This is a genomic window from Streptomyces sp. NBC_00075, assembly GCF_045041225.1.
GTDB classification, from domain to species: domain Bacteria; phylum Actinomycetota; class Actinomycetes; order Streptomycetales; family Streptomycetaceae; genus Streptomyces; species Streptomyces adonidis.
Map to the genome: position 1 here is coordinate 3,379,854 of NZ_CP108243.1, position 14,376 is coordinate 3,394,229.

General features: G+C 73.1%; 8 protein-coding genes. 1 reads left to right on the plus strand and 7 read right to left on the minus strand.

Annotated features, from left to right (window positions below):
- Nucleotides 1-115: 115 nt before the first annotated feature.
- Genes OG787_RS14395 through OG787_RS14410 form a run of 4 tightly spaced genes read right to left on the minus strand, consistent with a single transcriptional unit; the run spans nt 116 to nt 8,707 of the window.
- Complete coding sequence (locus tag OG787_RS14395; RefSeq protein WP_405535436.1) at nt 116-1,438, minus strand: TIGR02679 family protein; 1,323 nt, start codon at nt 1,436-1,438, stop codon at nt 116-118.
- Nucleotides 1,435-5,631 carry a TIGR02680 family protein gene (locus tag OG787_RS14400; protein ID WP_405535437.1) on the minus strand — a complete coding sequence of 1,399 codons (4,197 nt, stop codon included), beginning with the start codon at nt 5,629-5,631 and terminating at the stop codon, nt 1,435-1,437. Before OG787_RS14400 ends, OG787_RS14395 begins: the two co-directional genes overlap by 4 nt.
- Nucleotides 5,628-7,016 carry a TIGR02678 family protein gene (locus OG787_RS14405; RefSeq protein ID WP_405535438.1) on the minus strand — a complete coding sequence of 463 codons (1,389 nt, stop codon included), beginning with the start codon at nt 7,014-7,016 and terminating at the stop codon, nt 5,628-5,630. Before OG787_RS14405 ends, OG787_RS14400 begins: the two co-directional genes overlap by 4 nt.
- On the minus strand, nt 7,016-8,707 hold the full coding sequence (locus OG787_RS14410; RefSeq protein ID WP_405535439.1) for a TIGR02677 family protein: 1,692 nt from the start codon (nt 8,705-8,707) through the stop codon (nt 7,016-7,018). Before OG787_RS14410 ends, OG787_RS14405 begins: the two co-directional genes overlap by 1 nt.
- Nucleotides 8,708-9,044: 337 nt before the next feature.
- Between OG787_RS14410 and OG787_RS14415 the strand changes: the two genes are divergently transcribed.
- Nucleotides 9,045-10,070: a YbhN family protein gene (locus OG787_RS14415; RefSeq protein WP_405535440.1), complete on the plus strand. Its 1,026-nt coding sequence runs from the start codon at nt 9,045-9,047 to the stop codon at nt 10,068-10,070.
- 1,075 nt (nt 10,071-11,145) lie between these two features.
- Here OG787_RS14415 and OG787_RS14420 read toward each other — a convergent pair.
- The 3 genes from OG787_RS14420 to OG787_RS14430 are packed head-to-tail and all read right to left on the minus strand — an operon-like array spanning nt 11,146 to nt 14,374.
- Nucleotides 11,146-12,303 (minus strand): class I SAM-dependent methyltransferase, encoded by a 1,158-nt coding sequence (locus OG787_RS14420; protein ID WP_405535441.1) that lies wholly within the window; start codon nt 12,301-12,303, stop codon nt 11,146-11,148.
- Between the two features lie 23 nt (nt 12,304-12,326).
- On the minus strand, nt 12,327-13,544 hold the full coding sequence (locus OG787_RS14425; protein ID WP_405535442.1) for a glycosyltransferase: 1,218 nt from the start codon (nt 13,542-13,544) through the stop codon (nt 12,327-12,329).
- Nucleotides 13,541-14,374, minus strand: coding sequence for an alpha/beta fold hydrolase (locus tag OG787_RS14430; protein WP_369033146.1), 834 nt, complete (start codon nt 14,372-14,374; stop codon nt 13,541-13,543). Before OG787_RS14430 ends, OG787_RS14425 begins: the two co-directional genes overlap by 4 nt.
- Nucleotides 14,375-14,376: the final 2 nt, after the last annotated feature.

Sequence of the window (14,376 nt, forward strand, 5' to 3'; positions counted from 1 at the left end):
GGGGACTGCTGGTGGATGCCGCTCGACATCGGAAGGTCACCAGCGCGCCCAGGTCAGGAAGGTGAGAACCCCGTCGACTTCCTCGCCCGCACCCTCGGCGATCCCACCTCTCCCCCTACTCCAGGTCCTCCAGAAGAAGATCGAGCGCCGCCTCCTCGTGCAGTGCCACCCCCAACGCCTCCATGGCCGGGGCCAGTTCCGCGTCCCAGGAGGCATCGACGGGCGGGCCCGCCAGGGCGAGGGGCGGGGTGCCGTGGAGTTGGGTGCGGGTCGCGAGGTACTCGTAGTCCGCTGCCGTCATACGCCAGGGGTCGGCCTCGTACCGCCGCATCATCCGGTTGGCCAGCACGATCCCCGCCCAGTCGAAGTCCCCGTGATACGCGAAGGCGCAGCCCGTCGCCGCCAGCGCGTCCAGCAGTGTGAGGACCACCGTCGACGCGCTCCCCGACGTGCACACCAGGGCGGCATCGCAGTCGGCGTCCGCCGCCGCCTCCACCACGCGCGGGTTCTCGCAGACGTGGATGCGGGTGCCCTGGGGCAACTCCAGGTGCAGGCCCCGTAGTTCGCGGAGGGTCAGGTGGGTCTCCATGGCGTGGACGGCGCGTTCACGCAGGGACGCCTCCTGCCAGGTGCCGCCTCCCGGGCGCAGGCCGTACGTCAGGACCGTGCTGGAGACCTCGTCGGGGGTGACCGAGGCCTTGCGCCACAGGGCTCGGCGGCCCGGGGCGTCCGTCGGGAGGTCGACGCCCTGCGCCAGGGCTATGCCGCGCAGGACCAGTCGGGACAGCAGGGTGCCGTCGTCCAGGCCGTGGGCCGAGCCTGTGGTGCGGGTGGCCAGTTCACCCCGGCCCCAGGTGGCGGGGGTGGGGTCCGGCCGCCTGTCCGGGTAGAGGGTCGCGAGGGTCTGGACGGCCTGGGTCGCCGTGGTGAGCGCGATCGCGGGCGGCTGGCGGGTCAGCGTGCCGGATCGGCGTATCTCCTCCAGCCATTGGGCGGCCCAGGGGTGGGCGGACAGGGGTGTCGAGGCCAGCGTCGCCTCCGCCGTGGACCACAGGTGTGAGCGTTCGGCTGCTGCCGCGTCGCGGGCCGCTCGCCGGTCGGTCAGGGGTGGGCCCAGGGCCGTCAGCGTCGCCGTCAGGTCCCGGCCGACCGCACTCGACCGCAGGCGGGTGTCCAGGTCCGGCAGCCGGATCGTGGCCGTGGGGCCGGTCACCGGCTTGGCCAGGAGCAGGGACAGGGCTTCCCGCTCCGCCACGTCCAGATGCTGGAGGCGGATCGTGCCGGTGGGCCGGAGGCCGTTGCGTTCGAGGCGGGTGCGTGCCGCCGTCCAGAGGCGGGTCAGGCCAGGGCGGGTGAGGAAGGCGAACGCCTCGGCGTCCAGCGGCAGTTCACCTGGCCCGTCCGGGGACGGTTCACCCGTCTCTCCGGCGTTCGTCATACCGACACCAGTCTCCGTTGCCGCCCGTTCCACGTGTAGTGGAGCGTGGCCACGCCTCGTACGTGCGGGTCGCGCAGGCATTCGTAGATGTGCAGGGACGGTACGTCGGGCCAGTTGCCGATCAGGCGTTCGCTGGTCAGGACGAAGTCGAGGTCCAGGTCGACGAGGATGCGGCCGAGGCGGGCGTGGGTGGGCTCGTCGACCTTGGCGAAGGCGTCGTCGAGGAGGATCAGCCGGGGAGCGTGCGGGGCGGATTCGGCGAGGCTGGTGAAGTGGGCCGCCGCCGCCGCGAAGAGGACCAGGTAGGAGAGGACTCGTTGTTCGCCCTGGCTCATGCCCGTTCGGCCCGAGAGCTTACGGCGGGAGGACGGTGCCGCGTCGTCCACCACCCACGGTGTGAACGTGAACCAGTCGCGGTAGTCGAGGGCGGTACGGAGGTGCGCGGCGTAGCCCGCGGCCGGGTCGGCGCGGCGGGCGTCCTCGATACGCCGCTGGAGGACGTCGCGGAGTTGCTCGGACTCGTCGCGGGTGCGCAGGCCCGACGGACTGCGGAGGAGATCCACGGCCGCCTTGACGTCCGCTTCCACGCCGTCGGCCAGTTTCCAGTCGAGCGTCACGCCGAGACCGTGTGACGTACGGACCGTGGACAAGGTGGCGTTCAGAGCCCCGACGAGGGCGCCCGCCGCCAGGACCTGGGTGGAGAGGTGGTCGCCCAACTCGCCCGTCAGGAAGCGCTGGAAGACCTCGCGTTCGCGTTCGGTGAGTCGGTTGCGGGCGTCGGCCGCCTGGGACGCGATGCGTTCGCCGACCGTGGCGATGTCCTGCGGGCCGTGGTCGTCGACGAGCTTGCAGAGCTTGATGCCGTCGTGTTCCTCGATCGTCGCGTCATAGCCTCCGGAGAGCTGGTCGCGCAGTTCGGTGTGGCGGTTGAGGAGTGTCGTGTCCGTGATGTCGCGGCGTTCAGGGTCCAGGCGGGCCAGCACCGCGTCGACCAGCAGGTGCAGCGCCTTGATGCGTTCCCGTACGTCGTCGTGGACCGGGTCCGGCGGCTTCAGAGCGGCACCCCCCTCGCCGTCCTCCTCCCCCTCCAGAGCCGCGCCCCCGGTCACCCCCGGCAGAGACAGGGCCGTCCGCAGTCGTCTGCCGCAGGTCAGCGCTTCGTCCTCCTGTGCGGCCAGGCTCTCGCGCCGTGTCCTCTCCTCCTCTTCCGCTCGTACGCGCCTGTCGTGGACGTCGGCCAAGTCACGCCGTGCTCCCGGGAGTTGGCGTCCAACCGTGTCCAGGCGGCGCTTCGTCGCGGCTTCGCGGGCGAGGATCTCCTGCTCCGTGGCGCCGAGGGCCTCCTCCAGGCCCCGGACGGTACGGCGGGCGGCCTCCAGGCGGCCGAGCGGCGCGACGTAGTCGGACTCGGCTTCTCCGGCCGCCGACTCGGCGCGCTCGTAGTCCGTCCGGCCGACGCGGTGGCCGTCGGTGGAGGCCACGACCGCGCGTACCCTCCGCCGCAACTGCTCCGTGCCCTGTCCCAGGCGGTTCAGGGCCAGGCGGACCGTGTCGAGTGCCACCGGGTCCGCCGGGAGTGCGTGGGCGCTCGCCGTCGCCTCCGCCTCCCTGCGGGCCGCGACCGCTCGGGCCCGTGCCCGCTCCGCCTCACGCGCGGCCGTGGCCGCCTGCCCGGCGAGGGACTCGGCAACGCGGTCGGCCTCTGCGGTACGGGCCCACGCGTCCGTCAGCCGGCGTGCCGGGGGCGGCCTGCGCAGGGTGTCGGCGACCTGATCACGATGCTCGGTCAGCATGCGCAAGTGACGCTCGCGCTCCGCCGACTCACCCTGGATCACGACCAGTCGAGCGTCCAGTTCGGCCAGCTTCCGGCGCCGCGTCTCCGCCCGCACCTCCGCTCCGACGTACTCGGCGGCCCCCTTGGTGTGACGCCCGCGCGCGATGCCGAGCCGCCATGAGCCGCCCATGCCGACGACGGTGGGCGCGCCCACCCCTCCCTCCGCCGCGTCCTCCACCAGTGCCACCGCAGCCAGCACCCGTTCGACCTGCTCCACCGACACCCCGCTGTCCGGTGCGGCGACCGGCCGCAGCGCCCGGGCGAGCGTGGGTCCGGACAGTGCCGCGCCCGGCACCAGGAGGGTGTCCCGCGTCGCCCGGTCCACCACCGTGCCGTCCGCACGGACCCAGGCGTCGAGCAGGCCGCTCGCCTCCAGCGCGGCTTCCAGGCCCGCCCGCGCGTCCGGCGGCAGGCCGGGGGCGAAGTCCACGAGGCGGTACAAGGGTGCGCCGGTGCCGGGGGTACGGGGAGCCGCGCGGTGGGGCGGGGCCGGTGGCTCGGGGTCGGTACGACGCTCCCAGTCCTCGCGCTCACCCCGGAGACGGTCGCGGTCCGCCGTCAGTCCGTGGAGCGCGACGGCGACGATGTCACGCTCCTCGCCGAGCTCGGTCAGCCACGGGTCGACGGCCGTCCTGGCCGCGTCGGCCACCTCGTCGGGGGCCTGTGCGGGCAGCGGCCCGTCCACCGGGTCGTGTGCGAGCAGGGTGAGTACGGCGTCCAGCGGCACCCCGGTGAGGCTGCGCAGCCGCTCGGTCCACGCCTTGGCCGCATCGGCGTACGCGGCTGACTCGCCCACTGTCTCCCGGCGGCGCTCCTCGGTGCGGGCTCGTGCCTGGTCCGTCTGTTCCTCCAGTCGCTCGCGAGCCGCGTCGGCGTCGTGTGCCTCGACCTGCGCCCTGCCCGACTGCTCGATGAGGATGCCCAGTTCGGTCACCGTCCGGGCCCGGTTCCTGATCACCGGCCGCACGGCGTCGAGTTGGGCGTCCCAGGCGTGCAGCGCGGTCGTGCACGGCTCGGTGTCGATCGCCAGTGCCTCGGGGTGGCGTACGAGGTGGAAGTCGCCGTCCGGGGAGGTCAGTTCGGCCGTCGTCGCGGGCGCGACCGGCGTGGCGCGGGTGGCGACGGGCTCCCCCAGGTGCACGGGGTCGAGTCCGGACCGTTCCGCCTCACGTACCAACTCACCGTGTGCCGTGCTCAGTTCGACCAGGTCGGCGCCGAGCCGCCGGGCCTCCTCGGTGAGCCGGCGGGCCGCCTCCTCCTGGTTGCTGTGCGCCTGGCGCACGGACTTGAAAGCGGTGGTGGCCGCGCTGTGCAGGGCGGTGACGGTGGCGCGTTTCTCGGCGAGTTCCGTGAGGCTGCGGTATCCGGTGCTGGCGTGCAGCGCCGCGAGGTCCGTCTCGGCGGCGATCCGCTCGTCCTCCAACGACTCGGTACGGGCGCCGAGTTCATCCTCCTCCTGCCGGAGTTCCTGCGCCTTCCGCGCCGCGTTGCCCGCGGCCCTGCGGTACTCCGCGAGTCGCTCCAGTTCGCCGTTCGCCCGGTCGGCGCGGCGGCGCAACGCACCGTGGAGATAGCCGCGGTAGGCGGTGAGGAAGGTGCGCAGCGCCTGGTCGGTGCGTTCCAGCCGGCCCAGGTCGGCCCGTACGGCGTCGAGGTCGTCGAGGTTGCGAGCCACCTTCTCGACGACCTCGTCGTCGAGGGCGGGCAGCGTCTCGGCGAGGACGGAGACCAGTCCTCCGGAGTCGATGCGGTCGCCGATGGTGGGGCGGCGCAGCCGGTGGAGGAGGTGCAGGAGGTTGCGGTAGCGCGCCGGATCGCTCAGGCCGAACAGTTCACGGGCGACCCTGGCCCGGTGTTCGACAGCCCGGTCGGTGACGTTCTCCGGGCCGACGAGGGACTTGAGCCGGTCGACGGGGAGCGGCTGGCCGGCCGGGGCCAGGTCCAGATCGGCACCGACCCGGAGCGGGGTCACGAAGAAGAAGGGCTTCGCCGTCCTGGTCGAGCGGGATGCGCGGACGGCCGCTCCGAGGGTGAGGTGGTGGTCGTCGCCCTCCTCGTCCGTCCGGACGAACTCCACCCAGAGATGGCCCAGCCGGTTGGTCTGTTCGAAGCCGTCGAGCATCAGCCAGAGGAGGGAGGTGCGGCCGGTGCCGGTGGCGTCCAGGGCACGGGCGTCGCCGTCGAGGAGGTACGGCAGCAGCATCTCCAGGGCCTTGGACTTGCCCGCGCCGTTCTTGCCGCGCAGCAGCAGCCGGCCCTCGCCGAAGGCGAACTCCTGCTCGTCGTACTGCCAGACGTTGCGGATACCGGCGCGGTGCAGGCGGTACCGGTTCCGGTGGGGGGCGGCGGCGCGGCTCATCGGGGCGGCTCCTCGAGAATTCCGTTCGTGGGGGAAGTGTCCGTGAGGGAATCGTTCGTGGGGAACTGTTCCGAACGGGGCTTGACCTCGACCGTGGTGGCGTACCGGGCGGCGGCGGCGAGCAACACCCAGCCGCCGTCACGCTGTTGGCCACGTGCCCCGGAGACGTCCGTGACGGGACGGCCGTCGGCGGCCGTCTCCTCGTAGCCCTCGGGCACGCCGTGGCCGTCCGCGCGGACCGGGCCGGCCGGTGCCATCAGACGCATCCTGGTGAGGAGGTCGAGGACGGCGGCGAGGAATCCGTCCCGGTCCTCCAGGTGGCCACGCATCCAGTTGGCGCGTCTGCCGTACTCCTCGATCAGTTCGTCGAGCAGTCCGGGCAGCAGCCCCTCCGGGACCGGTACGCCGATCACCAGCCGCCCGCCCACCGCCGGGTGCCCGGGGCCGGCGGGGCGCAGCCGGTCGGCCAGCCGTGCCACGAGGAGCAGCGCGGCTTGAGCCACCGTGCCCGTGCCGGGGAGGTGCAGGTCGGTGAGTTCGGCGTCCGGGTCGATGAGGGCGATGCCCTCGGCGCGGATCTCGGCCTCCAGACCCAGCAGTTCGGAGAACGCCTGGGCCTCGCGGCGCTGCCGGGTACGCAGCCATTCACGCTCGGCGTCGGTGAGGTCGTCGAGGAGAACGACGGGGGTTTCGACCAGGCGCCTGCGGACGTACGTACGCGGCCCGCCGAAACCGGGGTCCGCGGCCCGGCGTACCAGGTCCGCGCCGTCGCGGCTCTGGGCGAGCGGGCCCGCGACGGCAGCCCGCGCGATCTCCCGGTCCACGGTCAGCAGCGCCTCTCCGGCCTGTTCCCCGCTCCGTCCCTCGCCCTGTTCCTCGGCGACGGCCGAGACACGGCCCTCGGTCTCCACCAGCACACCCCAGTCGACGAGTTGGCGCAGCGCGGCGGCGAGTGTCCGGCGCTCGGCCTGCCGCCCGGTGTCGGTGATCTCGATCCCGGCGTCGACGGCCGCGGCCCGCAGGTCGGCGACGAGCTGGGAGAGCAGGAGCTGTTCGGGTGCGGTGACGAGGACCGACAGGGCGAGGGCCAGATAGGTGTACGTCCGTGGGGTGAACGGCGTTCCGGTCGACGGACGTTCGAGGCGGTGACCCGAGTCCGGGCCGAGGCCCGCCTTGAAGAGACGGGCGTACGTGGCCTCGACCAGCAGCCGGTATCCGAAGACCTGTTGGAAGCGCTGGGCGAGCCAGTCGGCGTGGCGCCTGACCAGGGGGAAGGTGTCGCTGTGCGGCCCGGTGCCGGTGACCAGAGGGTGGGCCAGGAGGAGCCGGGCGGCAGTGCGGCGCTCGGCGGCGAGTGCGACGTCGTGTGCGGAGGGCAGGGGCATCAGGCGCTCGCCTCCTCGGCGGCGGCGGGTGCGGAGTCGCTCTGGACCGCCGAGGGGCCCTGGACCGCCGAGGGGCCCTGGACCGCCGAGACGTGCTCGACGGCCAGGGTGAGGTCGTCCGCGGTCAGGTCGCCGTCCGCGGACCGCAGGACCGTGTGCCGGCCCGGGGTGCGCCATGCGGTCAGCCGGATGCCGAGGTCCGCGTCGCTCGCGTGCGCGCCGTCGAGCAGGAAGCCGTCGGGGGCATTGCCTCCCTGGTCTCCCGTGTCGCTCTTGTGCAGCTGGGCGTTGCCGAGGGCCGCGGTGAGGAGTTCCAGCAGCAGCCGCATGGCCGGGGCGCCGAGTCTCACCTGGTCGAACCTGCCCGACGCGCTGCGCAGCTCGTCGGCCGCCGCCCGCCTGGCCTCGGCCTCCTCCCGGGCCGCTGCCATCAGGCGCCGCTTCTGCTCGGCGTGGTCCTCGGCCGCCGCCGCACGTCCACGTGGAGCCCTGCTCCCCCGCTCGCGCAACGCCACCGGTACGTCCACGACGGGCCCCGTCCACCAGCTCACGTACGCCGGGACGGTCTGGTCCGGATCCGGTGCCACGCCCAGGTGCCGTGCCCCGTAGAGCCCGAAGGCGGCGACCGCGAGATCGTGGGCCTCCGCGGGCTCCGCGGCGTCGAACCAGGCCGCGAGGCGCAGCAGGTCCTTGCGGCGCGACATCTCGCCGGAGGCGGAGCGCAGCATGCGCTTGGCGTTGGCGAGCAGTGACTGGAGGGCGCGCAGGGTGGCGTCCCGGAGCTGGTCCACCTGGCTGCCGTGCAGGGGCCCGTGTTCGTGCCCGCCGGTGTCGGTGAACCAGTCCCGCAGCCCCTCCCAGTCCGCCAGGTCCCGCCCCCGGCTGCGCTGTACCCGAGTCTCGGGCAGCCCGTCGGCGAGCGCCCCGATACCCGCCGCGTGGCCGTCGACACGGGCGAGCAGCTCGGGCAGCCGCGGCCAGAGGGCGTCCAGGTGGGCGGCGATGCGCGGGGCCCTGAAGGAGACGTCCTCGGTGATGGCCTCCACGTAGTCGAGGAGCAGTTCCTTGAAGCCCTGGTACTCGGCTCCGTCGAGGTCGTAGCGGGCCAGGACCTGGCCCAGGTAGGCGTAGAAGTCCCGTACCGACTCGGCGAACTCGGCGAACTGGACGAACAAGGTGCTGATCCGCTCCAGCGCCTGCTGCGGATCAGCGCCGCCCGGCGCCGTGGCCGACGCGACGATCTCGCGCAGCCCACGGTCGACGAGGGCGAGCAACTCGCTGCTCACCTCGCGCGCCGCGTCCGCCCCGGCCAGCACCTCGTCGGCGTCACGCTGCACCCGCTCCCCCAGCTTGGTCAGCTGGTAACGGGACCGGGAGCGCTGGTACTCGGCGATGCTCATCGCCCTGACCGTGTGCGTGCTGCGCAGCAGATTGCCCCAGCGCACCAGCTGCTCAAGCCGGGCGGTGAGTGTCTCGGCGTCGATTACCGCCCCCGCTCCGCCCGCCCGGCTCAGTTTGGCGAGCACATCGGGTATGGACAGATCCGCGAGCAGCGTGCCGCAGAAGACCCGCATCACCGCGATGTACTCCAGTCGCTCGGGCGCGCTGAGATAGCTGTAGGCACTCAGTCGCTGCCAAGCCCCGGCGCCGGGCTCCTCCCCTTGCTCCCCGTGCAGCTCGTTCCCCTCCATACCGACGAGCGTACGGACCGCCTCCGACACTCCGGCGACAGTCGGAGAAATCAGGCGAGGCCGCCCCATATGAAGCACCGGTGCGAAGCAGGCACACGCCGGCCCGCCCGTGTGAGACGGCTCACGATTGAGGCGTCGATCGACGACGACGGGGGGAGACTCCGTACATAAAGATGCAGGCATCATTTGTGTCGCCCGTCCGCCCTCACCCCTTCTGCTCCTGGACACCACCCCGTCACGCGGACTGGGGACGCTCCTGCCGTCCGCTTGCTTCGCTCTTCATTTCCCCCCGTTCGCCCCGTCCGCGTGGGCGCCACGCGGAAGGACGACGCGCGCTGTGTCCTCATTGCCGATAGTCCCCATAGCCCCGCCCGCCTCCACGGTCCCGCTCCCTCCCCAGGACGCCACGGACCGCTCCCCACGGTTCCCCAGCGCCCGGCACGCTCGCCGGGTGCTCTGTCTGCTGCCGCTCCTGCTCATCGGGGTCTGGGCGGCGGACAACTGGCGCGTGCTGCACGACGGGGCCCGCCAGCTCACCACCGCCGACCCCGGCTGGCTGGCGATCGGGGGCGCGTTCACCCTGCTGTGCTGGATCTCCGCCGCCTTCGCCCGGCAGGGGGCGATCCCGGAACGGCTGCCGCCCGGGCTGCTGCTGGCCTCGCAGTTCGCGGCGGGCGCCGCCAACAACGTGCTCCCGGCCGGCCTCGGCGCCCACGCGGTCACCCTGCGTTTCCTCACCGGCCGAGGCATCCCGCTGGCCCGAGCCACGGCATCCCTCGCCCTGTACTCCCTGGTCAAACCGGTCGCGAAGCTCCTGGTGATCCTCGTACTGCTGGCCACCTTCCCGACGTCCCTCGGCGCCACCGACCTCCTCCCGGACGGCGGAACCCTGCTGCCCATCGGCGTGGGCGTGGCCGCCGCAGTGGCCGCCGTGACACTGCTTCTGACCCTCGTACGTCCGCTGCGGCGCCCCCTGCTCGACGGTCTGCGCACCGCCCTGACCGACGCACGGCGGCTGCACACCCGGCCCGCCCGGGTCCTCGCCCTCTGGGGCGGCGCCGCGGGCTTCTCCCTCTGCCAGGCAGCGGTACTGGCCAGCGTCGGCGCCTCGCTCGGCCTGCCGATCGCCTGGCCGGACGTCCTCTTCGCCTACCTCGCCGCGAGCGCCGCGGTCGGCGCCGTACCCGCACCGGCCGGAATCGGCCCGGTCGACGCGGCCCTGGTCTTCACCCTGGCCGCCCTGGGCGCCCCCCTGTCCCTGGCCGCCGCAACAGTCGTCGGCTTCCGCGTCCTGACGGTCTGGCTGCCGCTGCTGCCGGGGGCGCTGGTGCTGTCGGTACTGGTGCGCAACAAGGTGTTGTGAGGCGACGGGGTGCTGTGGGGCACCCCGGTGCGGTGACCCGCTCAGGTGTGGTGATGCGCCCGGCGCTGTGACGTGCCGGGCCGTCGGACCCACCCAGGTGACGTGCCCGACCTCGGTGCTGTGACCCGCCGGGGGGGGCGAACCCACCGGGGGGCGTCGGACCCACCGGCGGGGGTCAGACCCACCGGGGGCGTCGGGACCCACCTGCGCCCCGGGACCCACCCCTGTGCGGTGACGTGCCCCACCTCGGTGCTGTGACCCGCCGGGGGGGGCGAACCCACCGGGGGGCGTCGGACCCACCGGCGGGGTCAGACCCACCGGGGGCGTCGTGACCCACCCGCGCCCCGGGACCCACCCCTGTGCGGTGACGTGCCCCACCTCGGTGCTGTGACCCGCCGGGGTGTTCTGGCGCACCCGGGTGCAGTGACCCGCTCCGGTGCCGTGCCCCACCCAGGCGTGGTGATGCGCCCGGTGCCATGAGGCGCCGGGGGCTGACGCACCCAGGTGTCGTGATCCACCCTGGTGCTGTGACCGGCCGAGGAGACCCACCCCGGTGCAGTGCCCCGCCGGGGGCGGCGGACCCACCCCGGTGCAGTGCCCCACCCCGATGCAGTGAAGCACCCAGGTGCTGTGACCCGCCGGGGTGTTCTGCCGCACCCGGATGCCGTGACCCGCTCGGTTGACGTGACCCACCCAGGCGTCGTGAGACACCCAGGCGTGGCTATACGCCCGGTGCCGTGAGGCGCCAGGATGTTCAGCCCCCAGGTGCCATGACCCACCCAGGAGAGTTCCAACCCACCGAGGTGCGTTGACACACCCGGTGTCGTGATGCGCCGGGGCGCAGCGACACACCCGGGCGCCGTGGCCCACCCAGGTGCCGTACCCCCGCCCAGGCGTGGCGATACGCCCGGTGCCATGAGGCGCCAGGGTGTTCAGCCCCCAGGTGCCATGACCCACCCAAGGGAGTTCTGGCCCACCCAGGTACCGGGCCCCGCCCAGGCGTGGTGACGCGCCGGGGGAGGCTCGGGCACCCCCAGGTGTGCTGACGTGCCGAGCCTCGTGGCGGGCGCCGTCTTCAGTCCCGGCGGGCCACCAGGCGGTACGCGTTCGAGACGCCGAGGCGGTGGGACAGGGGGCGGACGGCGAAGCGGTCCAGGAGGGTGGCCAGGATCAGGAGCGGGACGCCGGCCAGCAGCAGGAGTCCGCGTAGGGTGCGGCGCCAGGTGTTCGGGGGGTGCGAGAGCCATGGGAGGTTGTCGCGCGGGGCCGTGTTGTCCAGGGCCAGCCAGGTCGCGGCGAGCAGGTCCACCGGGTCGTGCGGCTCCGCGTGTTGCTCCAGGACGACCGTGAAGCCGAGGTCGGTGAGGCGTTGGCGGAGGTTGTCGACGGGGACGAAGTGCAGGTGCTGGGGCTGGAGCCAGGGCAGCCACCAGCGGCCGAGGAGTCGGGCGTACCGGCTGTCTGGGTCCGGGACCTCGATCACCACGTGGCCGCCGGGTCGGATCGCCTGTCGGGCGGCCTCCAGCTCGCGCGGGGGCTCGGTGCTGTGCTCCAGGTAGTGGAACATGCTGACGACGTCGTAGCGGGCGGCGAGTTCGGGGGCCAGCTCGGTGAAGCTCCCCCGGTAGCCGCGCTCGACGCGCCCCGCCTGCTCGGCGAGTTCGGCGCCGTCGGTGAAGTCGAGCCCGTCGAAGGTCGTGCCGGTGTGGACATTCCGGGCGGCCTCGCAGAAGTGGCCGTGGCCGGTGCCGACGTCGAGCCAGGTCTTCGGCGCGTCGTCGAAGGGGAGCAGGGCCCGGGCCCGCTGCTCGTACATCTTCGTGCGGCCCGCGAAGGTGTTGCCGAGCTGCTTCTCGCCGAGTCCGTCGTAGAAGTCGCGGTAGTAGAACTCCAGCCCGGCGGCGCTGAGCCGGGGGTTCTGGAAGGTGTGCCGGCAGTCCTGACAGCGGTCGAGCACGAACCGTCCGGGCTTGTGCTGGATCAGGTCGGTGGTGCGAAGACGCGTCCCCAGGCGGGCCGAGCCGCACCAGGGGCAGGTGGTGCGCGGGGGTTCGAAGAAGCGATCGAGGCCGAAGGCCAGGTCGGCCTGGTAGGTGGGCCGGAGGGCGGCGACCTGCTCCGCCTTGTCATCGCCCTTGCTCTTGCCCGTGCCATCGGCCTCGCTCTTGCCCTCGCCGTCGGCCTTGGCGTCGGACTGGCCCCCGGTCTGTGGCTCGTGCTCGTCGTCCCTCATGCCGTCGTCTCCTTCATGCCGTCTCAGGCCGTCTTCTGGGCGGGCGCGCCGCTGGCGAGTAGCTCAAGATGCGTGGCCGCCGCGGAGGCACCCCCGGCGGCCCGGAACGCGGTACGGATCCGGCCCGCCGCGAAGCGGTAACCGGGCTCGTGCAGTACGGCGTCGATCGCGGCGCCCAGTTTCGGCGCGGTGACCCGCCCGAACCGCACCCGGATGCCCGCCCCGGCCTCGACGACCTGACCGGCGACCACGGGCTGGTCGTCCCGGATGGGCGCGACGACCAGCGGCACCCCGTGCCAGAGCGCCTCGCACACGGTGTTGTGCCCGGCATGACAGACGACGGCGTCGACCCGTTCGAGAAGCGGGAGTTGGGGGACGGAGGGCACGATCAGCACGCCCTTGTCCTCCCCGGTGCTGTCGAGTGCTCCTGCCGGGTCGACGATGACCGTCTGCGCCCGATCCGCCCGCTCACGTGCGGCCGTCTGACACTCGCTCAGAAACCTTGCTCCGACATCGGTGTTGGCGGTGCCGAGGGTGACGAGGACGGTCGGACGGGCGGGGTCGAGCCAGTCCCAGGGGAAGCCGGGCGGGGCGGGCCGGTCGGCGACGGACGGACCGACGTAGCGGATCTGGTCGCCGGTCCGGGCCTCCGGACCGACGAACTCCGGTGTGCTGAAGGCGAGTACGAGGTGCGGGGAGAACCGTGGATCGGCGGCACCGGGGCTGCCGATCCGTTCCCGGATGCCGCCCAGCAGTTCGTTCAGCCACTCCTCGACCTTGGGCATGCCGGAGAGTACGTCGGTGAACTCGGCGGAGGTGGTGGCCGAGGTGGCCCAGGGCAGACCCAGCCGCTCGGCGACGAGGCCGCCGGCCAGGGCCTGTTGGTCGGCGACCACCACGTCCGGCCCGAACTCCCGTACGGCGGTGGCGACTCCGGGAGCCATCTCCTCGGCGAGCGGGGCGAGGAAGCGTTCCCAGAGGAACTTCAGCGCCTCGGGTCCGCGCAGCTCCGGCGGCCGTACGCCGTCCCCCGAGCCGGGGACGGGCCCCGCGCACGGGAATACGGTGGCGTCCGCTCCGGCGAGCCTGCGCACCAGCCCCGGATCGGCGCACGCCCAGGCCGACTCGTGCCCGCGCGCGGCGAGTTCGGCGGCCACCCCGACGGCCGGGTTGATGTGCCCGACGAGTGGCGGCACGACGAACAGGAACCTGGAGCCGGAGCCGGAGCTGGGACGGCTCACCGCGCGTCCGCCCCCGCCAGCTCGACCGGAACGGGGCCGGTGGAGCCGTGGATGAGCGACAGGATGTGCCCGCCCACGGTCCCCGACGCCTCGACGAGCACGGAGTGTTCGTGTCCCGGGACGACGACGGTCCGGCAGTCGGGGAGCAGCGCCTCCAGCCAGGGCGCGTGCTCCGCGAGGTCGGAGTCACCCCCGTACAGGCCAAGTACCGGGCAGCGTACGGAACTTATCTCGTCCTCGGTCAGTACCCGGCTGGCCGGGATGTCCTGGGCGAGCGTCGTCTCGCGGGCCAGCCGGGCGGCGCCCTTGGCCAACCGGGCGGTGTTCTGGCTGCGGTTGGCGGTGATCCAGGCGATGGCGTCGGCCTCGTTGTGGGCGAGTTCGTGCATGACCCGGCCGAGGATGCCGTCGAGTTTGCCCGCCCAGGCGGCGGTTGCCGGTTCCGACTCGATGAGGGAGACGCTCGCGGCGCGCTCGGGGTGGCGGGCCGCGTAGCCGAACGCGACTGTCCCGCCGTAGGAGTTGCCGACGAGATGGACCGGCCCTGTCACCTCCAGACGGTCGAGGAGAGCCTCCAGGTCGTCGATGTTGTCGTCGAGGGTGTAGCCGGTCGCGGGGCGGGTGGAGCGGCCGTGACCGCGCAGGTCGTACATGACGACGTCGATGCCGGAGGCGGCGAACGCCGGTGCCACGGTGAAGTAGTAGCTGGCCAGGCTGTCGGTGAGCAGGCCGTGCACGAGTACGGCGGTGGCGGTGACCGGCCGTTCGCCGCGCGGCCCGATGCGCTGGGTGTGCAGTCGCAAGCCGTCCCCGATGTCGACGATCGCCATGG